We start from the raw sequence: 22,847 nt of genomic DNA on the forward strand, positions 1-22,847 counted from the left end.
AAAGAAAATGACAAAGAGAAGTTTAGTATTAGGATTAGCAGGAGTTTTATTAATAAGTGGACTATCATTTGCAGCAACTCAGGAAGGTGGAAAAACAATATCTCAGGCAGATGCTGAAAAAATAATGCTTAATAAAATACCTAATGGAAAAATAGAAAAAATATACTTAGATGAAAGAGATAGAGAGTATAAAGCTATAGTTAAAAATGGAAATGAAGTATATGAAATAGAAGTAGATTCATTAAATGGAAATATAACTGATTTTGACAAAGAATACGTAGTAAATCAGAATAATAATTCTAATAATCAGGGTAATCAAAATAACGATCAGAACAGTAATCAGAATAATAGCCAAAACAAACCAAATAATGACGTAATATACGATGATGATAAATATGATTATGATGATAAGTACGATGACGATAGATATGACGACAAAGATGATTGTGATGATGACGATGATAGATACGACGATGACCATGATGATAAATATGATGATAATAAACATGATCACGACGACCAAGATGACTTCGACGATTGCGATGAAGACTAATCAAAATAAATATCTATTATAAATGTAGAAGATAGATGCTGCTTTTCATATAAACCCTAACACAAAAGAAGGTAGTTCCAAATTGGAGCTATCTTTTTTTTACAAAAATATAAAAAAATTTTTGAATAGAGTTATTGTAAAAAAGTATATAGATATAAAAAAATAGCGCTATAGGAAAACTTTATCTTCAAAGGTTAGATGTCTTTTTGAGTGTTTTTTGATTTCAATAATGAGGTTAAAATCTAAAAAATAAAGCGAAAAAGTGGCTAAATTTTAATATTCTGTTAAAAATTATGCTTTTTAAAAGCTGTATTTTGTGATAATATTAATCATGAAAGACGTTTAAAAAACTAGACATAGCAGGGGATAAAAAGGAAATGAAAAAATTTTTAGTGTAGCTATTGATATTTTTTAAACGCATATAATATAGGTTAAAATAATATATAATTATCTGAATAAAAAAATTTAAAAATAAGGAGGAAAGTCTTATGATTTATTCAGCAGAAGTAAACAACATGTGTACAATAAAAAAAGGACCAAACCACGGTCCAGCTCCAATTCCAGAAGAAGGAAAATGGGTAAAAGTTAAAGAAGTAACTGATATAAGCGGATTAACTCACGGTATAGGTTGGTGTGCTCCACAGCAGGGTGCTTGTAAATTAACTCTAAACGTTAAAGATGGTATAATACAGGAAGCATTAGTTGAAACAATAGGATGTTCAGGAATGACTCATTCAGCAGCTATGGCATCTGAAATATTACCAGGAAAAACTATATTAGAAGCATTAAATACTGACCTTGTATGTGATGCTATAAATACTGCAATGAGAGAAATATTCTTACAGATAGTATACGGAAGAAGCCAGACTGCTTTCTCTGAAGGTGGACTTCCAGTAGGTGCAGGTCTTGAGGATTTAGGAAAAGGTCTAAGAAGCCAGGTTGGTACTATGTACGGAACATTAGCTAAAGGACCAAGATACCTTGAAATGGCTGAAGGTTATGTAACAAGAGTAGGTCTTGACGAAAACGACGAAATAATAGGATACGAATTCGTTAACCTAGGAAGAATGATGGAAATGATAAAAGGCGGAAAAGACGCTAACGAAGCTATGGAAGCTGCAAAAGCTACTTACGGAAGATTTAACGACGCTGTTAAATACGTAGACCCAAGACACGAATAATATCTATAAGGAAGGTGAAAATAATGGCATTATTTGAAAGTTATGAAAGAAGAATAAACCAGATAACTCCAGTTCTAGAAAAATACGAATTAGGAACTTTAGAAGATTGTAGAGAACTTTGCAAAAGCAAAGGATTTGATCCATATGAAATAGTAAAAGAAACTCAGGCTATAGCATTCGAAAATGCAGGTTGGGCATACACTTTAGGTGCTGCAATAGCTCTTAAAAAAGGATGTACAAAAGCAGCAGATGCAGCTGAAGCTATAGGTGAAGGACTTCAGGCATTCTGTATACCAGGTTCTGTTGCTGACAACAGAAAAGTTGGTTTAGGACATGGTAACTTAGGTGGAATGTTATTAAGAGAAGAAACTGAATGTTTCGCATTCCTAGCTGGACACGAAAGTTTCGCAGCAGCAGAAGGTGCTATAAAAATAGCTGAAAAAGCTAACAAAGTTAGAAAAAAACCTCTAAGAGTTATATTAAACGGTCTTGGAAAAGACGCTGCTTACATAATATCTAGAATAAACGGATTCACTTATGTTCAGACTGAATTTGACTACTACACAAGTGAATTAACAATAGTAAAAGAAACTCCATTCTCAAACGGAGACAGAGCTAAAGTTAAATGCTACGGTTCTGATGACGTTAGAGAAGGTGTTGCTATAATGCATCATGAAGGTGTTGACGTATCTATAACAGGTAACTCAACTAACCCAACAAGATTCCAGCATCCAGTTGCAGGAACATACAAAAAAGAATGTATAGAACAGGGTAAAAAATACTTCTCAGTTGCTTCAGGTGGTGGAACAGGTAGAACTCTTCACCCAGACAACATGGGAGCAGGACCAGCTTCTTACGGTATGACAGATACTATGGGAAGAATGCATTCTGATGCTCAGTTCGCAGGATCTTCATCAGTTCCAGCTCACGTTGAAATGATGGGTCTTATAGGAATGGGTAACAACCCAATGGTTGGTGCAACAGTTGCGGTAGCAGTTGCAGTAGAAGAATCAAACAAATAATAATTGATTGATAATGATTGATTAACATAAAAAGCAGTCTGTATTTTACAGGCTGCTTTTAGTTTATACAAAATAGGAAAAGGTTTGAATAATATTTTGTTAAAGGAGAGAAAAATGAAAAAAATAGCATTTTTTGATGTTGATGGAACTTTGATAGATTGCACAAATAGAATTATGGATATGAGTGATAGAGTAAAAAAAGCTATAAAAGATTTTCAGAAAGCTGGTAATAAAGCATTTATAGCAAGTGGAAGACCTCATGCATTTCTAAATAAGGAACTATTAAATTTTGGATTTGATGGTTTTATATTGGTAAATGGAGGACAAGTTTTAATAAATAATGAAACTAAATTCTTAAGTTCTATAGATAAAGAATTTGTAAAAGATATAGTTTTAAATTGTGAGAAATTAAATATAGATTATTGCTTACAAGGTCCTAAATATAGTTATTTAAAAGAAGGATTTGATAAAATTAAAAATTATTATAAAATTTATGATATAAGTAGAGATTTTCTTAAGTTTGAATTTAATATAGATGACGTAGATACTCTAAAAATAGAAATGTTTCCATCAAATGAAGAAGGATGTAAGTATTGTGAATCATTGAATAAAGATAATTTTAATTGTTTTAAAAATTATCCTGGTGAAGTTTATGAATTATATCCAGTTAAAAATTCTAAAAGTAAAGGAGTTTTAAAAGCTATTGAATTTGAAAAAATATTACTTGAAAATTCATATGCCTTTGGAGATGGTAGAAATGATATAGAAATGATACAGACTGTTGGACATGGAGTTGCTATGGGAAATGCTGTTGCAGAATTAAAAAAAGTGTCAGCTGAATTTACTGACTCAATGAAAAATGACGGCGTGGCTACATATTTGGAAAAAGTTTTATTGTAATTATAGTAATTTTATAGTGAATAAAAATACCGTGAAAAATAATTTTTATTTTTCACGGTATTTTTTATTGTTATGAAATTCTATGGGTATAACAAAATTTCCTTAACAACAAAAGGAAAAATGAGTATACTATGACTTCCTTTATGAATAGGAAAACGATTGTTATTTTTAGAATGCTTATTTATTGTTATTATAAATATAGAAAAAATAATAAAAAGAAAAGGTGGTATTTATTATGTTAATGAATATGTCAAAATTATTAAAAGTAGCAAATGAAAATAACTTCGCTGTACCAGCGTTTAACATATCTTCTGAGAGTATGTTAAAAGGTGTTATAAAATCTTGTGAGGAAGAAAAATCTCCAGTTATAATAGCAATACACCCAAATGAACTTGAATTTACAGGTGATAGCTTTGTTGAAATGGTTAAAGATGTTGCAAATAAGACAAACATTCCTGTAGTACTACATTTAGATCATGGTTCAACAATAGAACAGATAAATAGAGCTGTAAGAGATGGATTTACATCAGTTATGATAGATGCTAGTACATCAACAATAGAAGAAAATATAGAATTAACAAAAAAAGTAATTGAAATAGCGCATCCTTTAAATATATCAGTTGAAGCTGAATTAGGAACAATAGGAACAACTGATGGAGATAGTGAAGGTGGAACTGAAGAAATTATATATACTAAACCAGAAGATGCGGTTAAGTTTGTTGAAGAAACAGGTTGTGATTGCTTAGCGATTGCTATAGGAACTGCTCATGGTATATATCCAGAAGGCTTTGAACCACATTTAAAACTTGATTTACTTAGCGAAATAAAATCTAGCGTTTCAATACCATTAGTATTACATGGTGGCTCAGCAAATCCAGATAGTGAAATAGCAGAAGCAGTAAAAAGAGGTGTTAATAAAATAAATATATCATCAGATATAAAAGATGCTTTCTTTAAAGAATGCAGAGTAGTATTAGAAAATAAAAAATTAAGAGAACCATTAGATATATTCCCTGCATGTATAGAAAAGATGAATGAAACAGTTGTTCATAAAATAAGATTATTTAATTCTAATGATAAACTTAAATACTACTCATTATAAAAAATAAAGAGGTAGAAAAATGGAAATAATAAATGTCATAGATGATCGACTATTGAAAGTTGATTTAGAAGCAAAAGATAAAGAAGAAGCAATTACAAAGGTATGTGAATTATTATATAAAGAAAAATATATTTCTGATATTGATAGTTTTAAACTTGATGTTTTAAAAAGAGAAGAACTAGGTGAAACTGGAATAGGAAATGGTGTTGCTATTCCTCATGGAAAAAGTAGCAGTGTTATAAAAAATACTGTTTCTATTTGTAAACTAAAAGATTCTATAGAATGGGAAAGTTTTGACGGAAAAGGCGTTAATGTAATCATATTATTTGCTGTACAGGATGATATAGAATCAGCAAAAGAACATCTTAAATTACTAGCAAGTGTAGCTAGAAAATTAGGAAGAGATGAAGTGATTGAATCTCTAAGAAATGCAAAAGATGAGAAAGAGTTAAAAGAATGTTTTAGATAATAACTTAAATGTTTTTTACAGGAGGGGCTTATGAAAATAGTTGGCGTTTGTGCTTGTGTAGCTGGAATTGCTCATACATATTTAGCACAGGAAAAGTTAATAAATGCTGCAGAAAAAAGAGGTCATAAAATAAATGTTGAAACACAGGGTGTTATAGGACAGGAAAATCCTCTTACTGAAGAAGAAATAAAAGAAGCAGATGTAGTTGTATTAGCAATAGATGTTAGTATATCAGGGAAAGAACGTTTTAAAGGGAAAAAAGTTATAGAAGTACCTACTAAAACAGTAGTTCATGCATCAGATAAATTAATAGAAAAGATAGAAACAATGCTTGCTTAAAATTTAAGTAAAATTGAGGATGGAGATTAAGATGAAAAATTTACAGTTGAAAAAACATATGATGACTGCAATAGCATATATGATTCCATTTGTTGCAGCATCTGGGATGTTAATGGTTATAGGTAATATATTTGGAGGTCAAGGGGTAGATGTTCTAAACTCTAGTATATCAGTTCCAGATTTACTTACAACATTAGGTGGAACATCATTAGGTTTTATACCAATAATTATATCTACAGGAATAGCTTATTCAATAGCTGATAAAGCTGGTATAGCTCCTGGTGTAATACTAGGTTTACTTTGTAAAGTTGATGGATATGGCTTCCTAGGTGGATTAGTAAGTGGTTTCTTAGTAGGTTACCTAACAAAATGGTTATTAAAAGTGATAAAAGTTCCTAAATGGGTTCAGGGATTATTACCTCAGTTAATATTACCATTATTAGTATCTTTAATAGTAGGTGTACTAATGCAGTATATAATAGGTGTACCAATAACTTGGTTAACAGAAGGCGTAACAAATATGTTAATAACAATGCAGAGTAATCCTAGCCTAGCAGTTCTATTTGGAGTTGTTGTTGGAATATTATCTGCAGTTGACTATGGTGGACCAATAAATAAGGTTGTATTTACTTTTGCAGCGGCTCTGTTATCAGAAGGTATGGGTGGACCGATAGCGAATTTAATACAGGCTAGTATGATAGCTCCATTTGGACTAACAATAGGATATTTTATTTCTAGAATTACGGGAAAAGTATTATTCTCAAATGAAGAAGTTAATGCTTTAAAATCTGCATTTGTTATGGGTTGTTTCCAGATAACAGAAGGATCTTTCCCAATAATATTAAATGATTTATTAAGAATAACTATTTGTACAGCATTAGGTGCAGGAACAAGTGGAGCGCTTATAGGATTCTTTGGTGTAGAATCTAAGGTTCCATCAGGAGGATTCTTAGCATTGCCAGGTCTAAATAAACCATTTGCATGGTTATTAGCATTATTAGTTGGTTCTATTGTATTTGCTATAGCACTACAATTCTTAAAACATAAACCAACTGAAGAAAAAGTAGAAGTTAAAAGTGAAGAAATAGATTTAGATGATTTATCATTTACAGAATTCTAATATAGGCAGAATACAAATGGTTAAAATTTAACCATTTGTATTTTTGCAATTATAAATATTAATGAAGGTGAGTTTATGTCTATAAAAATTAATAATAGAGAATATACAAAAGAAGAATTATATTCTTATTTTGGAGATTTCAGCGCAATTGCGGGTATTCGTAGATATACTTTATCAGAAGGGAAATCAAAAGATTGTGATATAATTGAAGTCACAACTGGGACAGGTTTAATTTTTGAGATAAATGCAACAAGAGGTATGGATTTAGGGAGATGTAGTTATAATTCTATTCCAATATCATACCAGGGATATAATAGAGAGGTTCATCCTAGTTATTATGAAATATTTTCAGATGGATGGTTAAGAAATTTTGGTGGAGGTTTGTTAGTTACATGTGGATTAAAGTCAACTGGTAAAAATGAAGTTGATAATGGAGAAATATTACCACTACATGGAAGAATATCGAATATACCAGCAGAAAGAGTAAATATAGTAGAGGATTGGAAAGACGATAAGTTATTTTTTGAAATATCAGGCAAAATAAGAGAATCAAAGGCTTTACATTATAACTTAGAGTTAAATAGAACGATATCTATTGAAGCTGGAACAAATAAAATATTAATAACTGATACCGTTGAAAATTTAGGGTTTGAAGATCAAGAGATGATGATTTTATATCACTTCAATATAGGGCATCCAATAATAGATGAATGTTCTAGATTAATTACAAACTCAGAAACTGTAACTCCTAGAGATAAAGATGCTGAAGAACAAAATGAAAAATATTATGAGTATTGTAAACCTACAAAAGGATATAAGGATATAGTATATTATCATAAATTAAATGATAAAAATGGTATTTCTTCTGCCGTAATCGTAAATGAAGAATTAGGATTAGGTATAGGTTTGAAATTTAATAAAGAAGAGTTAGATTGTTTTAATCAATGGAAATTTACAAATTTAGGAAATTATGTTGCGGGCATAGAACCAGGCAATGCTTTTGTAAATGGTAGAAGTATAGAAAGACAAGAGGGAAGGCTTAAAATAATAAAAGCCAGAGAAAAAAAAGAATTTAAACTAGAAATAGAGTTGCTTACGAATCAAAATGAAATAAATTCATATAAAAAAGATAATTTTTAATGACTAGGAGAATAGCTATGAAAAGATCAGAAATAAATAATGCGATAGATTATGTAATAGGAAGATTAGATGATTTTAAGTTACCACTACCTAAATTTGCATATTATACTCCAGAAGAATGGAGAAATATAGATGAATCAGAGATAGAGTTAGTTGATAATATGTTAGGTTGGGATGTAACAGACTTTGGGTCTGGAAACTTTTTAGAAAAAGGATTAACAGTATTTGTTTTTAGAAATGGAAGTTTTAATAACAAAGAAAAATATCCAAAGCCATACTGTGAAAAATTATTATATGTAAGAGATGGGCAGATATTACCGTATCATTTCCATTGGAGCAAAACAGAAGATATAATAAACAGAGGTGGCGGAGATTTAGAGCTAACTATATGGCAGTCTGATAAAAATGAAGAATTTTCTAGTGAAGATATAACTGTTACTATAGATGGTAAAAAAGTTACTATTCCTGCTGGAGGAAAGGTTATTTTAGAACCTGGTCAGAGTATAACACTATTACCATATCAATATCATATGTGGAGAGGTGTTCCAGGAACAGGAGATGTATTATTATTTGAAGTATCTACAACTAATGATGATAATGTAGATAACTGTTTCTATGAATCTAATGACAGAATACCTCAGGTAGAAGAAGATGAGGAAGTAAAACATTTAATATTCGCAGATTACAAAAATTATATAAAAATAGCTAAATAATATATTTAGCTAAAAAGGAGTAAAAAATGTATTATATAGGAATAGACTTAGGAACATCTTCTGTAAAAATGCTATTAATGGATAAAGATGGAAATATCTTAAAACGAGTTTCAAAAGACTATCCAATTTCATTTCCACATCCAGGTTGGTCAGAGCAAAATCCTGAAGACTGGTATAAACAGACTTTAATAGGATTAAAAGAACTAATAATTAATATTAGTAAAGAAAAAATTGAAGGCATAGGAATTGGTGGTCAAATGCATGGGTTAGTTGTTTTAGACGAAAAAGATTGTGTTATAAGACCAGCAATACTATGGAACGATAATAGAACAATAAAAGAAAACGAATATTTAAATGAAGTAATTGGAAAGGATTTTTTATCTAAGAATACTGGCAATATTTCATTTACTGGATTTACAGCATCAAAATTATTATGGATGAAAAATAATGAAGTTGATAAATTTAAAAAAATATCGAAGATAATGTTACCTAAAGATTATTTAGTGTATAAATTTACTGGTGTACATTCTACTGATGTATCGGATGCTTCAGGTACTTTAATATTTGACGTAAAAAATAGATGTTGGTCAAAAGAGATGATTGATATTTGTGGAATAAAAAGAGAACAACTTCCTAATATATATGAAAGTTATGAAGTTGTTGGAAATTTAAATAAAGATTTAATGGAAGAACTCGGAATTAATACAAAAGTAAAAATAGTTGCAGGAGCAAGTGATAATGCTGCAGCTGCTATAGGTACAGGAACTATAGGAAATGGAAACTGTAACTTATCTTTAGGAACATCAGGAACTGTATTTATATCAAGTGACAAGTTTATTGAAGATGAAAACAACTCTATACATTCTTTTGATCATGCAGATGGAAATTATCATTTATTGGGGTGTATGCTTAGTGCAGCATCGTGCAATAAATGGTGGAATGATGAAATATTAAAAACAAAAGAATATAAAAAAGAACAAGAAAAAATTAAAGATTTAGCAGAAAATGAAGTTTATTTTTTACCATATTTAATGGGTGAAAGATCGCCATACAATGATCCTAATGCAAGAGGTGTATTTATAGGTATGAATATGAATACCAAGAGAGAAGATATGACCTTAGCTGTATTAGAGGGAGTTAGCTTTGCATTTAGAGACATTATAGAAGTTTCTAGAAAATTAGGTGTTAATCCTACAAATACTAAAATATGTGGTGGTGGAGCTAAAAGTAAGCTTTGGATAAAAATTTTAGCTAATGTACTTAATATGAATATAGAAATAATAGAAAATGAAGAAGGAGCATCACTAGGAGGGGCTATTTTAGCAGCAGTTTCCTGTGGAGCATTTGCAAGTTTAGAAGAAGCAACGAATAAAATAGTGAAGATATCTGAAATTTTTATGCCTGAAGAAAGTTTAGTAAAAAAATATGAGAAAAAATACAGTAAATATAAGGAAATTTATCCATCAATAAAAAACCTATATAAAAAACTGTAGTATTTATTATATAACAAAATAGTGCTGTCGCATAAATAAGAAATATTTTGTGACAGCACCGTTTTATTATATAATAAATGAAAATGAAAAGAGGAGAATTTTTATGGAGCCACTTATACCGAGACAAATAAATTTTCTTAAGTTAATGTTAAAAGAAGATGAACATAAACCATTAAACTATTTTGCTAAAAGTTTAAATGTATCAAGTAAAACATTACAAAATGATTTAAAAATAATAAATAAATATATAGTTGAATTTAATCTGAGTATAAGTAAAAAAAGAGGGATAGGAATATGCTTAGACTCTAAAGCTAAAGAAAACATAGAATTTATAAATAGTTTAAATATTAATATTAAGTCTAATAAAAGTGCAGATATTTCTGTTGAAAAAAGAAGAATAGAGATATTAAGAGATTTATTATTAAAGTCTGATATGAAAACATCAATAAATAAACTATCAGAAAAATATTTTGTAAGTAAAACATCAATTGTTAATGATTTAAAGTATATAGAAGATGAATATTTATCAAAAAATAATATTCGTTTAAATAGAACTCTAAATGGTACCTATATCTCTGGAAGTGAAGTAGATATTAGAAAATGTATAGCAAATTTAATAGAATGTATATCAAATGAAGAAAACTACAATATAGATGAAAGAACAAGAATTGAAAAATCAACATTTGATGATCTAGCAAATGTTTTTGGAATAGAGTCTATTAGATTTATAGAGGCTAGAGTAAAAGAACTAGAAGTAGATTTAAACTGTGAAATTTGCGAACCATATTATATAAATTTAATAACGCATATACTTATTTGTATAAGAAGAATAAAAGAAGGAAATAAAATAAAAGTCCATGACGATGTAGAGTCAAATATAATAAAAGAAGACTTTAGATATATTGCGGTTATAAAATTAATAAAAAAAATAGAGAAAGAATATTCAATACTCTTGGATAATCAAGAAGTTTCATATATATATAAATATATAGTATCATCTAGGATTGAAAATGATATAGACTTTGAGGATATAAATGAAGAATTATATGAATCAATAGCATCAGAAATGATTGATTTTATGTCTGAATTATTAAATATAAATTTAAAAATGGATAATATTTTAAAACAAGGATTAATAATGCATATAAAACCTATGATGAATAGATTAATATATGATATACAAATAAAGAATCCTTTATATGATGATATTTTAAATCATTTTAATGATATTTTTATTCTTACAAAAATAGTTGTTTTTGTAATTTCAGAAAAATATAAAATGAGTAACATAAGTGATGATGAGATATCTTATTTGACTACATATTTCCAAGCTGCGATAGAAAGAAATAATGATATAAAAAAAGTATTAATAGTCTGTCATAGTGGTTATGGAACATCACAATTTTTAGCTAGTAAATTAAAACAAACCATTCCTAATATTAATATTGTGGATATTATATCTTCAAGAAAATTAAATAAAGAGACAGTTAAAAATGTGGATTTTATAATATCAACGGTAGAAACTGATTTTAAAGGAAAAGAACATATAATAGTTTCAGCTTTGCTTACTGAATCTGATATAAATAATATAAAGAAAATGGTAGATAAGAATTATGATAATAAAAACAGGAATGTGAAAGAAAATATTTTACAGGAGTTTAGTAAATATGAAGTATTAAAAAAAGAAGTATTACATGATTATAATATACCTAAATTTGAATTTAAAGATGGATTAAATATATATATAAATAAAAATAATAATAATAAAAATAAAGTTTTTATAGGAAAACAAAATAAAAAAATAGAAATATTTATTGATTCAAATAATGATAGTTATATTAAAAATACTATTATAAAGACATATTCTTTATATAAAGATAAAAATATAGATAGTTTATTTATGGAGTAAAAAATGAAAGAAAGTATAATTTTAAATTTTGATTTGAATGAAAAATATATATCGAAAGAAGAACTGTTTAAGGAAATAACAAAGTTATTACATAACAATAATTGTATAGAATTAGAAAATAAATTTCTAGAGGAGCTACTTTATAGGGAATCATTAGGCTCTACTGCCATAGGAAATGAATTTGCTATACCGCATGCTACTTATGAAAAAGGTGCAAATATTCCTTGTATAATAGTATGCAAATTAAAATATTCTATAAAGTGGGATGATGCAGGAAAGTTCTTTGTGAAGAATATAATATTATTTGCAAATCCAAAGTTAGAAGTAAATAAAAAAGGTTTAAAATTAATGGCATCTATATGTAGAACTTTGGCAAATGAAGAAATCTGTATAAAAATGAGTAATATGAAATGTAGTAAAGAAATGGCAAATTTTATATATGATAAAATTAAATAACTAATAATATTAAAGTAGTAATTAAGTATATTAAAATATAAGAAAAACCAACCTCTTAAAGTTTTTCTTGCAAATAGCGAGGCATATTAGCCTCGCTATTTATTTTATATATAATAAAATTATTCTATTTTATATTTTTTTAAAAGTCAAGGTTGTACCTGTTGTAAAATTATTTCAGTAAGGGGAAGAATAAACACTACTATAGAAACAAATAAAAATACTACTCTAAAAATTCGACTCAAATAATCATTTTTCATAAGTATACCTCCAAATAAAAAAATTATTACATAAATAATATCATATAAAATAATTTTAAAATAGCGAAATTTTATAAAATTATTCTATGTATATATAGTGAATATTAAACGAATATTTTTTGATAAATAGTTTATATATATGTGTTATATAAATTATTGAAAAAAATAATAAAAATGTTATAATGAAGTCAAGTATTTACTATAAATTGATTATAACATAAAAATACAGAAAATTAAGGAAATAGTGTATACTAAGGGGGTTAGCAGAATATGAAAGAGTTCTTTAATAAGAAAAATATATATTTTTTATTGAGGTTATTGGTAATAAATATGATATTGATGTTTATAACATTTTTCTTAATATCTATAGCATCATCAATTTTCCATGATAAAGATGGAATAACTTCTGATTATATAATAACATTAGTGACAGTAATAGCATTAGTATTTGTATCGAAATATATATTGCAAGTTGGCTATAGTTTTGAAAAATTTAAAGAGGATATAAAAAAATCAAAGATTAATTTTATAAGAAATTTTACATATTCTTTATTTGTGATGTTTATAGTAGGAATAGCTTTGACAAGTATTGAAGAAATAACTTTTTTAATGGGGAAAAAAACTATAGATGAAATATTTTCAATAGAGCTAACAGTTGATATTTTAATAGGAGCAATAATATTTGCACCTTTCATTGAAGAATTGTTTTTCAGAAGATCAATATATATTTATATTATGGAAAATATGAAGGATGATAGGTTTAATAAGTATATATTTTTAATATTTTCTACGATTGCATTTGCAAGTTTGCACCCACCAATGCACAAAATAATTTTTGTTATACCTATAGGATTAGGTTTATCTGTTATTTATTTATACACAAAAAATTTTGTGTATACTTGGTTAATGCACTTTATATATAATTTTACGGTTATATTTGATATAACAAAGTTTGAGTTAAATATGTATAACAAACTATCGATAATGTCTACAGAGGAAGTTTTAAAAATATATTCGCTTGTAAGGTTTACAATTATAATGTTTGTAATGTTAGTTTGCTTTGTAGCAATTAATAAATTCTGTAATAAAAATACTAATAAGATTTAGAAAAAAAGACTCTTATAAAAGCAATATGCTTAGATAAGAGTCTTTTTATTATCTTATTTAAAAAATTATACAAATTTTCTACACTTCCATTCCAGGAAGAAGATTTTCTATATCTCCTAATATTTCACTAGATAAAGGATATGTACTAAATATAGCTATAGTAATCATTTTCTTCTATGGAGTCAGAAGCAATTCCTTTATATTCTACAAACCAATCACCTAATGCACTACTAGGTAGTTTTAATTCGGATAGTTTTATTCCCTGAAGCTCTTTTACTTCTTCAAAGGCACTTTCATTTCCGTTTCCACCAACTCTAGTAACGATGCCGATTTCCTTGCTTCTAACAACATTTCTCTGACTAGCACTTAAACTATTAGAAATCTCCGTTAGATTTTCTAATCACAAAGAAAAATACATAAACAGCAAGACATACAAACAGCATATTAAAGATCAATAGAGGTGTTGCATAAGAGCTATTTATAATGGAAAATGGCATAATATACGGTATTAATAAAATGATTGCCAACGATATTCCTATTATAACTGATACAACATTTATCGACTTATTGCTTAAAACTATAATATATATAAATAATAAAAAGCAAAGTGCATACGATATTCCTATAAAAATATGGAAATTACTTTCCATATTCTGAAACGCATCTAGAGCAATTCTATAAAGATACGAAAATATAAAAACTATACCAGGAAAGATTGCAGTGTATATATTTTTAAAAATAACATTTATTTTTTTAGACATTAAAAACCTCCTAATAAAAAGATTAAATATTTCTGAACATAATTACCAAAATATAAATTAGTATTATAAACTTTGATAAAATTCCCTTTTTATTTTAATATAGCACAAATTATTTGAAAAGATACGTTTTATCAAAACTTGTAAAGAATTGTCATTAGTAAAAAAGTGCTGCCACAAAAGAAATAATGTTTTGTAGCAGCACCATCTTATATTTAAATTAAATTGTATCAATGCTATATGTAGCTCTAAATTTATTATAATCTCTAAGTAAACCTTCATACTCAAGTGTCAACCCTTTAAGATTGTAGAAATCATTTGGCTGAACAGTATAAAAAGGCTTGTTTAATAGTGCAATTCCGCTTTTGCTAAGCATATCTGCTGCAAATGTGGAGCAAACATACCCAAACTCAGGTCTCCTACTTAGACCAAGTGGAATAGCTATTAAAGAAAGTAAATCATAGTTATAAAGAGATTTAACAGATTTAATTTTATTTATATTAGCTTTAAGTTTTTCGTATTTATCGTCATCTATCTCTAGAGAATATACCCTACATATAGTATTCTTTTTTATTTCATAAAGACCTTTATCTATTCCCTCCTCAACAAAGCCAGCTACTAGAGGATTCTTAGGATTGATTCTTCCAAAAGCGTACATTGTATCTAAGCTATCGTCAAGTGAAATAGAAATATGAGAATATGGTTTTCTAGTGATCGTCCTTATTAAATGGGCAAGCACTGTTCCTGTATATGTAGAAACTATATATATTTTTCTCATAACGATCACCTCCATTATAAATTCATTATTATATCTATCAAGTAATTACTTTCTATAATTATATTATGATTTTCAAATCTAAAAAAAATCATTGCATAAATCGAAAAAAAGTCTAAAGAAAAAATTATTTTTCTTAAAAAGTGTTTTAATTAATAGTCTTTAAAAGACAGATACTCACAAATAATACTTTAAAAGTTGATAAAAGTCAAGGAATTATGGTTAATTCAAGTATTACACTTATGAAATATTTAAGTTTAAATAATGACTATTTTGTTAATATATAAAAAAGTTATCCAACAGATTTGTGAAATAATGTATAATGAAAAATAAGATAAATCATTGTTTAATTAAATTTACAACAATTATTGGTAAGATAAACATTTAAGATATATGGGAGGAGATGGATATTATGAATAAAAAAGCCATGTCAGTAATTACAGCAACTGCAATAGCAATAAGTGCTACTCCGATGGCATTTGCTGATACTGGATTGAAAATAAATGACAAAGACACTTCTATAAATCAAATAGAGCCAAACGAAGAGTTTAAAGAATATATTGAAGATGTAGAGAATGGGACAGTAGATAATACAGAGCGAGTTCCGATGCCGTTTGATGTGGATGGAACTCGTGTTTCTGGGAATGCAGCTAGAAAAAGTAGATATCTTCCAAAAGATTACGATCCTAGACAATTAGGAAAAGATACTGCAGTTAAAGACCAAGAAAATCTAGGGGTTTGCTGGGCATTTGCAGGAATTGCAGGGATGGAGTCTTATCTTGCCACAAACGGATATGGACAAACTGATTTATCAGAAGAACATATGAGATGGTGGGCAAAAGGCGGAACAAATGGATGGAATGTTGGAGATCAGGAAGGAACTTCAAATCTTCTATCTATGGGATATTTTACATCTGGTGACGGACCAAAGCTTGAATCAGAATTAAAGTATAATACTCATAACACAAAACCTTCAAATATGAATACTGCAAAAGGTATAGATTACGATGTAACTGACGCTATATTTATAAAAAATAATCAGTCAGATATAAAAAATGCTATATCAAAATACGGCGGCGTAGTATCTGGGTATGGAAACTTTTCTGAATACACAAGCAAGGATGAAAATGCTTACTATGTAGATTACAATATAGGTCAGAACCACGCTGTTACTGTAGTTGGTTGGGATGATAGCTATAGCAGAGATAACTTCACAGGAAAAGTTAAACCTGAACACGATGGAGCTTGGCTAGTTAAAAATAGTTGGGGAAATTATAACTCAGAGGGAGGATATTTCTGGGTATCTTATGAAGATAAAACACTTCTTCATGCAGGTGATAATTACTCAATTAAAAATATAGCTAAAAAAGGAAACAAGATATATCAGCTTGAAAAAGGCGGATATGTTGAAATGGGTGGAAAAAATATAGTTATAGCGAATGTATTTAACTTCAATGGACACAACGAAACTATTGAAGGTGTAACAGTAGGAAATACATCTTTAGGAAGTAAATACGAAATATACTATGCTCCTGTTAAGAATGGGATTCCTCAGAACAATAATTTAAAATTACTTGCATCTGGAACATTAAACGAAACAGGATATGTTACTATTCCTGTAAACTCAGTTCATATTCCTTTAGGAAAGGGTGCAATAGTATTAAAAATGCAAAATGAAAAAATGGCAACAATACTTACAGATGGAAATACAGGAAATGTAAGTTGGTTTAAGGCTAATGCTAATAAGGGTGAAAGTTTCAAATTATTAAATGGAAGCTTTGTAGATATTAATGTAGGAAATAGCGATAAAAAGAATTTTGCTATAAAAGCTATTACAAAAGAAAATATAAATCCAAATGATATAATAGGATCTAATAGATATGAAACAGCGGTTAAAACAAGTCAAAGAGGTTGGAACAGTGCAAATACTGCAATAATTTCTAACGGTGGCGCAATAGTTGATGCACTTGCTGCAACACCACTTGCAGCATATAAAGATGCACCAGTACTACTAACAGAAAAGAATAGCCTAAAAGATGTTACTAAAGAAGAGTTAAAAAGACTTGGTGTAGGCAAGGTATATATAATAGGTGGAGAATCGGTAATATCTAAAAATGTTCAATCACAGATAGAAAGTATGGGAATTTCTGTAGAGAGAATTTCTGGAAATGATAGATATGCAACTGGTGTAGCTATAGCAAATGAAATGAAATCAGAAGGTGCTGCAATAGACCAGGTAGCTGTTGTTAATGGTGTAAGTGGACTTGCGGATGCAATAAGCTTTGGTGCAGCAGCAGGACAGAAAAATATACCAATAATACTATCTAATAAAAAAGGAGAAACTCCAGGTGCTGAAAAAATTCTTTCTGACTCAGCAATAGAAAAAACTTATATAATAGGTGGGAAAGCAGCTGTTCCAGAGGGTGTAGAAGCTTCTCTAAAAAATCCAGAAAGAGTTAGTGGTGCAAATAGAAGTGAAACAAATGCTGAAATAATTAAGAAATTCTACAATCAGTCTAATTTTGAATACATTTTTGTAGTTAAAGATGGATCAGAAGGACAGGATAAATTAATAGATGGATTATCAGTAGGTGCATTCGCTGCTAAGAAAAATTCTCCAATAGTATTAGCCGGAAAAAATCTATCTACTGGACAGAAATCAGCATTATTAGGGAAAAGTGTAGAAAAAATTTCACAGGTCGGTGGAGGCTCTAATACAACAGTAACTTCACAGCTTAGAAATTTATTTAAATAAATTAGTAAAATAATTGAAATTAAATAATAAAGAAAAAAGGGACTATATATTATGTTAAAAAAGCTATATACTATGTAGTGGAGAGTTTAAATATTCAGAGGATTTTAAGGGGGTAAAAATTTTGAGAGAGAATCCAGCAATGAGAATTTTATTCTCGCTACCAGTGTACGTTCTTATATTCTACAAAAGCTATAATTTTGAATTAAATAAAAACTCTATAATATTTACGTTTGTATACTTAGCTCTTATTATGGGAGATTTAGGGTACTTCTATTATAAGGTTAAGAAAAGAGAAAAAGAGGACGCTGCAAGAGCTCCGAAAACTGATAAAGAAGCTATAAGAATTAGAGAACAAGAAAAGAGTAAGAAAAAAAGAAGAAAAAATAAAGAAATTAGACGGTTATCTATCGAATTATAGATTTGATTGATAGCCGTTTTTTCGTATATAGGAAAAAAGTATGTTTAGTAAGAAAAATTTGATTATTTGAACTCTATTTTGTTGATAAAAATAGATAATATTGATAACATATATAATGTAGAATTATTTTTAAAAAAAGACTAAAAACTTATCCAAATAGATGGTTTATTTTATGAATGGAGGAACGAGAATGCTAGAGTTAAAGAATGTGTTCTTTAATGTTGTAGATGAAAACGGTGAAGAACGCAATATAATAGATGATTTAAGCATTAATTTTGAAAAAGGAAAACTGTATGTTATAACTGGTCCAAATGGTGGAGGTAAGTCAAGTCTTGCCAAAGTTATAATGGGTATATCAGAAGCATCAAAAGGACAGATACTTTTAGATGGTGAAGATATAACAGAAAAATCTATAACAGAAAGAGCTAAAATGGGAATAGGATATGCATTCCAGCAGCCACCTAGAATAAAAGGTATGACTGTAGAAGATTTATTAAAATTAGCTCATGGTGGAGACCTTCCAAAAGAAGATTGTTGCCAGTATTTAGCAGCAGTTGGTCTATGTTCAAAAGAATACCTAACTAGAGAAGTGGATAACTCTTTATCTGGTGGGGAAATGAAAAGAATAGAAATAGCTACTTTATTTGCAAGAGATTTAAAAGTATCTATATTTGACGAGCCAGAAGCTGGGATAGATTTATGGAGCTTTGGTAAATTAAATGAAAGTTTCCAGAAAATGCACGAAGAAAAAGACCAGACTATAATAATAATATCTCATCAGGAAAGAATACTAGAACTTGCTGACCAGATAATAGTATTAGAAGATGGAAAAATAAAAACTAGTGGAAGTAAAGATGAGATATTACCTGAAATATTAAACCAGGTAAATGGAACTGTATGTGAAATACAGGGAAAGGCGGTTTACAATGGATAGAGTTGATGTAGATTTATTAAAAGAAGTTGCCGATATGAGAATGGGTAATCCAATTCTTGGGGCGTTTAATATAAGAAAAAATGGTGAAGGTATAGAAAGAAGATCTACTAAAGACGTAGATATAATACCTAAAACAGATAAACCAGGTATAGATATAATAGTAAAACCAAATTCTAAACCAGAGGATGTTCATATACCAGTAATAGTTACTCAGTCTGGATTTAGCGATAAAGTATACAACGACTTTATAATAGGCGAAAATGCAGAAGTTACTATAATAGCTGGTTGTGGTATACACAACTGTGGTTGTGATGATAGTCAGCATGATGGTATACATAGATTTGTTCTTAAAAAAGGAGCAAAATTAAAATACACTGAAAAACACTACGGAGAAGGAACTGAAGGCGGAGGAAAAAGAATCTTAAATCCTGTGACAATAGTTGAAATGGAAGAAGATTCATACTGCGAAATGGAAACAGTTCAGATAAGAGGAGTTGACTCTACTAAGAGAGATCTTGAAGCAACTTTAGGAAAAAATGCAAAAATAGTTGTTCTTGAAAGACTATTAACTCATGACGACCAGTTTGCTGAGTCTAATATGGAGGTTGTTCTTCAGGGAGAAGATTCTTCAGCTCAGGTTATATCTCGTACTGTTGGTCAGGATAATTCTGTTCAGGTATTTAACCCAAGAGTAATAGGTGAAAACCAGTGTTCAGCACATGTTCAGTGTGACTCAATACTTATGGGAAATGCTAAGATAAGTTCAATACCAGAAATATCTGCAGAGCATCCAGATGCTATGTTAGTTCATGAAGCTGCAATAGGTAAAATAGCTGGAGATCAGATATTAAAATTAATGACTCTAGGTTTAACTGAAGAGGAAGCAGAACAGCAGATATTAAATTGTTTCTTAAAATAAATTGAAGAATAATATTTAGGGATGTCAGATTTTTATGGCATCCCTTTTTTAATGTTGATATAGTTAGTATTTAGCAAAAGCAAAAGTATAACTACTATCTGCTCCACGGTTCCGACGCATGTCTAAAAACACCGAAGGTATGCGTCTCCAAGTGTCGCTAGAATAGTAGTTATATATTTTGCTTTTTACCGAAATAATAATTATACCAACAAATTAAAAAAGGAGATACCGATTAAAAAATCTGACATCCCCTTTAATATTCTTTTTTTAAATTATTAGTTTTGATATGGTTCAGAGTTTTCTCCATCATAAACCATTATTTTTATTTCAGTTCCTTCTTTTACGTCAGCGTGGCAGCCAAGTGTGTATTCTTTGTTTTTTTCTATGTTGTGTAATATTGTTACTCCGTTAGCTTTTATTTCTACAGTTTTTTCTTCTTCTTCACCAGAAGTTTGATGTAGTGAAACCGCTATGTCAAAGTCGTTTCTGTTTTGGATAGTTAATAATCCTGTTTTTGATACAATTTTTTCATTGCTGTATGTAACTACATAGTTGTTTTCAGTGGATTCCTCTGCACATGATACTGAGCAATCCCATTTTGATAGTTCTTCGTTTTGTTTTGAGCACGCAACTAATGAAAATATAAGTGGGACTATTAGTAAGATTGATAGAAATTTTTTCATAATAATCACTCCTTATTGGGGTAGAAATATTGTTTTCTATATTATATATTTTTTTTGTTTTAATGTAAGTATTTTAGAGGGATTGTAATGATATTGTAAATTATACAGAAAGGATTACAGAATAATTACAAATATTTAAAATATATTGAAACTTCATTTTTTTTGTTTAGAATAGTATGTAAATAATAGTGAATATTATTCAAAAGGAGAGATTTATATGGGCAAAATCAATCAGTTTAAGGTAATTGTTTTGGTAGTCATTTCTGGGTTAATTTATTTTATCCCACAGAGTATAGTAAAGAACGGTATATTTTTAAATCCAGAACAAATGGGATTAATTTTTAGTGCGATAAGTATGTTGTTAATACTATTCATTTGGGCGTTGTTTATAATCTTTTTCAAAGGCTTTGATGAGTAAGTAGTATAGTCTATAAAATATAAATTTATATAATAAAAATAAATAGAAATGATAAACTTAAAAAAATAATAAAAATTTTCGGAAAAAACAGCTTTTTTGTTTGAGTTTCTAAGAATTTATTGTTATACTAAAGGAGAAAGGTTTTCTACAGATAATCTGCGAACCTTAAATTTATATTTTTTTTAACGGAAGGTGTAAAATTATGAAAGAAAAAGTTTTAGAAAGATTATTAAGATACGTTAAAATCGATACTACTTCAGATTCATCAAGTACTACTTGTCCATCAACTGAAAAACAGTTCGATTTAGCTAGAGTATTAGAAGCAGAATTAAAAGAAATAGGATTACAGGATGTTTCTTTAGACGAACATTGCTACCTAATGGCAACATTACCAGCAAATACTGAAGGTGTTGATCCAATAGGATTCATAGCTCACATGGATACTAATGAAGACGTTTCAGGAACAAATGTAAACCCTAGAATAATAGAAAACTATGATGGAAAAGACATAGTTCTAAATGAAGAACTAGGAATAGTTACTACTGTAGAAGACACTCCAGAATTAAAAAGATTTGTAGGAGAAGAAATAATAGTTACTGATGGTACTACATTACTAGGTGGGGATGACAAAGCTGGTATAGCAGCAATAATGACAGCTATGGAATACTTAGTAAACCATCCAGAAATAAAACACGGTGAAATAAAAGTCGGATTCACTCCAGATGAAGAAATAGGAACTGGTGCAGATAAATTCGATGTTGAAAAATTCGGTGCTAAATACGCTTATACATTAGATGGTGGAGCAGAAGGTGAATTAAACTTCGAAACATTCAGTGCAGCTTTAGCAACTGTATCTATAAAAGGTAAAAACGTTCATCCAGGATCAGCTAAAAACAAAATGGTTAATGCTTTATACATAGCAGGAAAAGTTATGGAATTATTCCCAGAAGATGAAAGACCAGAAACTACTGAAGGATATGAAGGATTCTATCACTTAAATGAATTAAGCGGAAACGTTGATGGAGCTAAAATGATATACTTAATAAGAGACCATGACAAAGCTAAATTCGAAGCAAGAAAAGAATTCTTCGCTGCTAAAATAGCTGAAATAACTGAAAAATACGATGGTAGAGTATCAGTAGAAATACATGACCAGTACTACAACATGAGAGATGAAATAGAACCAGTTATGCATATAGTTGACATAGCTACAGAAGCTATGAAAGAATTAGATGTAGAACCAGTAGTTATACCTATAAGAGGTGGTACTGATGGATCTAAATTATCTAAAATGGGATTACCATGCCCTAACTTATTCGGTGGTGGAATCAACTTCCACAGTAAAAACGAATTATTAGTAGTTAGCTCAATGGTAAAAGCTTCTCAGTTAGTTGTTAAAATAGCTGAAAAATTTGCTACTAGATAA

General features: G+C 28.9%; 22 protein-coding genes. 20 read left to right on the forward strand and 2 right to left on the reverse strand.

Going from position 1 to position 22,847, the window contains the following annotated elements:
• Positions 1-7 precede the first annotated feature (7 nt).
• The 14 genes from KGNDJEFE_RS01255 to KGNDJEFE_RS01320 all read left to right on the forward strand — a co-directional run bounded on the left by KGNDJEFE_RS01255 (position 8) and on the right by KGNDJEFE_RS01320 (position 13,761).
• Positions 8-553, forward strand: coding sequence for a PepSY domain-containing protein (locus KGNDJEFE_RS01255; RefSeq protein ID WP_050754689.1), 546 nt, complete (start codon positions 8-10; stop codon positions 551-553).
• A 488-nt stretch (positions 554-1,041) separates the two neighbouring features.
• Positions 1,042-1,734, forward strand: coding sequence for an iron-sulfur cluster assembly scaffold protein (locus KGNDJEFE_RS01260; protein ID WP_006441009.1), 693 nt, complete (start codon positions 1,042-1,044; stop codon positions 1,732-1,734).
• Positions 1,735-1,757: 23 nt separating this feature from the next.
• Positions 1,758-2,756 carry a GGGtGRT protein gene (locus tag KGNDJEFE_RS01265; RefSeq protein WP_006441010.1) on the forward strand — a complete coding sequence of 333 codons (999 nt, stop codon included), beginning with the start codon at positions 1,758-1,760 and terminating at the stop codon, positions 2,754-2,756.
• A gap of 114 nt (positions 2,757-2,870) precedes the next feature.
• Positions 2,871-3,656 (forward strand): Cof-type HAD-IIB family hydrolase, encoded by a 786-nt coding sequence (locus tag KGNDJEFE_RS01270; RefSeq protein WP_006441011.1) that lies wholly within the window; start codon positions 2,871-2,873, stop codon positions 3,654-3,656.
• Positions 3,657-3,891: 235 nt separating this feature from the next.
• Complete coding sequence (locus KGNDJEFE_RS01275) at positions 3,892-4,758, forward strand: ketose-bisphosphate aldolase (protein ID WP_006441012.1); 867 nt, start codon at positions 3,892-3,894, stop codon at positions 4,756-4,758.
• Positions 4,759-4,777: 19 nt separating this feature from the next.
• The gene (locus KGNDJEFE_RS01280) at positions 4,778-5,227 is read left to right on the forward strand and encodes a PTS sugar transporter subunit IIA (RefSeq protein ID WP_006441013.1); all 450 of its coding nucleotides are present in this window, start codon (positions 4,778-4,780) and stop codon (positions 5,225-5,227) included.
• Between the two features lie 30 nt (positions 5,228-5,257).
• Positions 5,258-5,566, forward strand: a complete 309-nt coding sequence (locus KGNDJEFE_RS01285; protein WP_006441014.1) for a PTS fructose transporter subunit IIB — start codon at positions 5,258-5,260, stop codon at positions 5,564-5,566.
• A 31-nt stretch (positions 5,567-5,597) separates the two neighbouring features.
• Positions 5,598-6,686 carry a PTS fructose transporter subunit IIC gene (locus tag KGNDJEFE_RS01290; protein WP_040410708.1) on the forward strand — a complete coding sequence of 363 codons (1,089 nt, stop codon included), beginning with the start codon at positions 5,598-5,600 and terminating at the stop codon, positions 6,684-6,686.
• Positions 6,687-6,761: 75 nt separating this feature from the next.
• Positions 6,762-7,826, forward strand: coding sequence for an aldose 1-epimerase family protein (locus tag KGNDJEFE_RS01295; protein WP_006441016.1), 1,065 nt, complete (start codon positions 6,762-6,764; stop codon positions 7,824-7,826).
• 17 nt (positions 7,827-7,843) lie between these two features.
• Entirely contained in the window at positions 7,844-8,539 is a 696-nt protein-coding gene (locus KGNDJEFE_RS01300; RefSeq protein ID WP_040410709.1) for a D-lyxose/D-mannose family sugar isomerase, read from the forward strand.
• Positions 8,540-8,565: 26 nt separating this feature from the next.
• A complete protein-coding gene (gene xylB, locus KGNDJEFE_RS01305) occupies positions 8,566-10,032 on the forward strand; it encodes a xylulokinase (RefSeq protein ID WP_006441018.1) in 1,467 nt (488 codons plus the stop codon).
• A 103-nt stretch (positions 10,033-10,135) separates the two neighbouring features.
• Positions 10,136-11,941: a BglG family transcription antiterminator gene (locus KGNDJEFE_RS01310; protein WP_071585604.1), complete on the forward strand. Its 1,806-nt coding sequence runs from the start codon at positions 10,136-10,138 to the stop codon at positions 11,939-11,941.
• 3 nt (positions 11,942-11,944) lie between these two features.
• Complete coding sequence (locus tag KGNDJEFE_RS01315) at positions 11,945-12,397, forward strand: PTS sugar transporter subunit IIA (RefSeq protein WP_006441020.1); 453 nt, start codon at positions 11,945-11,947, stop codon at positions 12,395-12,397.
• A gap of 527 nt (positions 12,398-12,924) precedes the next feature.
• Positions 12,925-13,761, forward strand: a complete 837-nt coding sequence (locus tag KGNDJEFE_RS01320) for a CPBP family intramembrane glutamic endopeptidase (RefSeq protein ID WP_006441021.1) — start codon at positions 12,925-12,927, stop codon at positions 13,759-13,761.
• Positions 13,762-14,739: 978 nt separating this feature from the next.
• On the opposite strand, the gene KGNDJEFE_RS01325 is transcribed toward KGNDJEFE_RS01320, so the two are convergent.
• A complete protein-coding gene (locus KGNDJEFE_RS01325) occupies positions 14,740-15,297 on the reverse strand; it encodes a hypothetical protein (protein ID WP_040410711.1) in 558 nt (185 codons plus the stop codon).
• A 409-nt stretch (positions 15,298-15,706) separates the two neighbouring features.
• Here KGNDJEFE_RS01325 and KGNDJEFE_RS01330 point away from each other — a divergent pair, with 409 nt between their 5' ends.
• From KGNDJEFE_RS01330 to KGNDJEFE_RS01345, 4 genes are all read left to right on the forward strand, one after another.
• Positions 15,707-18,049, forward strand: a complete 2,343-nt coding sequence (locus KGNDJEFE_RS01330) for a cell wall-binding repeat-containing protein (protein WP_242649231.1) — start codon at positions 15,707-15,709, stop codon at positions 18,047-18,049.
• Between the two features lie 121 nt (positions 18,050-18,170).
• Positions 18,171-18,467 (forward strand): hypothetical protein, encoded by a 297-nt coding sequence (locus KGNDJEFE_RS01335; RefSeq protein WP_040410712.1) that lies wholly within the window; start codon positions 18,171-18,173, stop codon positions 18,465-18,467.
• A 190-nt stretch (positions 18,468-18,657) separates the two neighbouring features.
• The gene (locus KGNDJEFE_RS01340; RefSeq protein WP_040410713.1) at positions 18,658-19,401 is read left to right on the forward strand and encodes an ABC transporter ATP-binding protein; all 744 of its coding nucleotides are present in this window, start codon (positions 18,658-18,660) and stop codon (positions 19,399-19,401) included.
• Positions 19,394-20,320, forward strand: a complete 927-nt coding sequence (locus KGNDJEFE_RS01345; protein WP_006441029.1) for a SufB/SufD family protein — start codon at positions 19,394-19,396, stop codon at positions 20,318-20,320. Before KGNDJEFE_RS01340 ends, KGNDJEFE_RS01345 begins: the two co-directional genes overlap by 8 nt.
• Positions 20,321-20,595: 275 nt before the next feature.
• Here the strand turns inward: KGNDJEFE_RS01345 and KGNDJEFE_RS01350 are convergent, their stop codons facing one another.
• Positions 20,596-21,003 (reverse strand): hypothetical protein, encoded by a 408-nt coding sequence (locus tag KGNDJEFE_RS01350; RefSeq protein WP_006441030.1) that lies wholly within the window; start codon positions 21,001-21,003, stop codon positions 20,596-20,598.
• A 217-nt stretch (positions 21,004-21,220) separates the two neighbouring features.
• Between KGNDJEFE_RS01350 and KGNDJEFE_RS01355 the strand changes: the two genes are divergently transcribed.
• Together KGNDJEFE_RS01355 and pepT are read left to right on the forward strand one after the other, a co-directional pair.
• Positions 21,221-21,421, forward strand: coding sequence for a hypothetical protein (locus KGNDJEFE_RS01355; protein WP_006441031.1), 201 nt, complete (start codon positions 21,221-21,223; stop codon positions 21,419-21,421).
• Positions 21,422-21,623: 202 nt separating this feature from the next.
• Positions 21,624-22,847, forward strand: coding sequence for a peptidase T (gene pepT, locus KGNDJEFE_RS01360; RefSeq protein WP_006441032.1), 1,224 nt, complete (start codon positions 21,624-21,626; stop codon positions 22,845-22,847).

This window comes from Peptacetobacter hiranonis (assembly GCF_008151785.1).
Taxonomy (GTDB): Bacteria; Bacillota; Clostridia; order Peptostreptococcales; family Peptostreptococcaceae; genus Peptacetobacter; species Peptacetobacter hiranonis.

What these genes read in the sequence shown, in the direction of transcription:
- KGNDJEFE_RS01290 (WP_040410708.1), top strand. Translation starts at nt 5,598, where the DNA reads ATGAAAAATTTACAGTTGAAAAAACATATGATGACTGCAATAGCATAT.
- KGNDJEFE_RS01260 (WP_006441009.1), top strand. Translation starts at nt 1,042, where the DNA reads ATGATTTATTCAGCAGAAGTAAACAACATGTGTACAATAAAAAAAGGA.
- KGNDJEFE_RS01275 (WP_006441012.1), top strand. Translation starts at nt 3,892, where the DNA reads ATGTTAATGAATATGTCAAAATTATTAAAAGTAGCAAATGAAAATAAC.
- KGNDJEFE_RS01310 (WP_071585604.1), top strand. Translation starts at nt 10,136, where the DNA reads ATGGAGCCACTTATACCGAGACAAATAAATTTTCTTAAGTTAATGTTA.
- KGNDJEFE_RS01320 (WP_006441021.1), top strand. Translation starts at nt 12,925, where the DNA reads ATGAAAGAGTTCTTTAATAAGAAAAATATATATTTTTTATTGAGGTTA.
- KGNDJEFE_RS01295 (WP_006441016.1), top strand. Translation starts at nt 6,762, where the DNA reads ATGTCTATAAAAATTAATAATAGAGAATATACAAAAGAAGAATTATAT.
- KGNDJEFE_RS01355 (WP_006441031.1), top strand. Translation starts at nt 21,221, where the DNA reads ATGGGCAAAATCAATCAGTTTAAGGTAATTGTTTTGGTAGTCATTTCT.
- KGNDJEFE_RS01265 (WP_006441010.1), top strand. Translation starts at nt 1,758, where the DNA reads ATGGCATTATTTGAAAGTTATGAAAGAAGAATAAACCAGATAACTCCA.
- KGNDJEFE_RS01270 (WP_006441011.1), top strand. Translation starts at nt 2,871, where the DNA reads ATGAAAAAAATAGCATTTTTTGATGTTGATGGAACTTTGATAGATTGC.
- pepT (WP_006441032.1), top strand. Translation starts at nt 21,624, where the DNA reads ATGAAAGAAAAAGTTTTAGAAAGATTATTAAGATACGTTAAAATCGAT.
- KGNDJEFE_RS01340 (WP_040410713.1), top strand. Translation starts at nt 18,658, where the DNA reads ATGCTAGAGTTAAAGAATGTGTTCTTTAATGTTGTAGATGAAAACGGT.
- KGNDJEFE_RS01285 (WP_006441014.1), top strand. Translation starts at nt 5,258, where the DNA reads ATGAAAATAGTTGGCGTTTGTGCTTGTGTAGCTGGAATTGCTCATACA.
- KGNDJEFE_RS01255 (WP_050754689.1), top strand. Translation starts at nt 8, where the DNA reads ATGACAAAGAGAAGTTTAGTATTAGGATTAGCAGGAGTTTTATTAATA.
- KGNDJEFE_RS01280 (WP_006441013.1), top strand. Translation starts at nt 4,778, where the DNA reads ATGGAAATAATAAATGTCATAGATGATCGACTATTGAAAGTTGATTTA.
- KGNDJEFE_RS01345 (WP_006441029.1), top strand. Translation starts at nt 19,394, where the DNA reads ATGGATAGAGTTGATGTAGATTTATTAAAAGAAGTTGCCGATATGAGA.
- KGNDJEFE_RS01325 (WP_040410711.1), bottom strand. Translation starts at nt 15,297, where the DNA reads ATGAGAAAAATATATATAGTTTCTACATATACAGGAACAGTGCTTGCC.
- xylB (WP_006441018.1), top strand. Translation starts at nt 8,566, where the DNA reads ATGTATTATATAGGAATAGACTTAGGAACATCTTCTGTAAAAATGCTA.
- KGNDJEFE_RS01350 (WP_006441030.1), bottom strand. Translation starts at nt 21,003, where the DNA reads ATGAAAAAATTTCTATCAATCTTACTAATAGTCCCACTTATATTTTCA.
- KGNDJEFE_RS01315 (WP_006441020.1), top strand. Translation starts at nt 11,945, where the DNA reads ATGAAAGAAAGTATAATTTTAAATTTTGATTTGAATGAAAAATATATA.
- KGNDJEFE_RS01330 (WP_242649231.1), top strand. Translation starts at nt 15,707, where the DNA reads ATGAATAAAAAAGCCATGTCAGTAATTACAGCAACTGCAATAGCAATA.
- KGNDJEFE_RS01300 (WP_040410709.1), top strand. Translation starts at nt 7,844, where the DNA reads ATGAAAAGATCAGAAATAAATAATGCGATAGATTATGTAATAGGAAGA.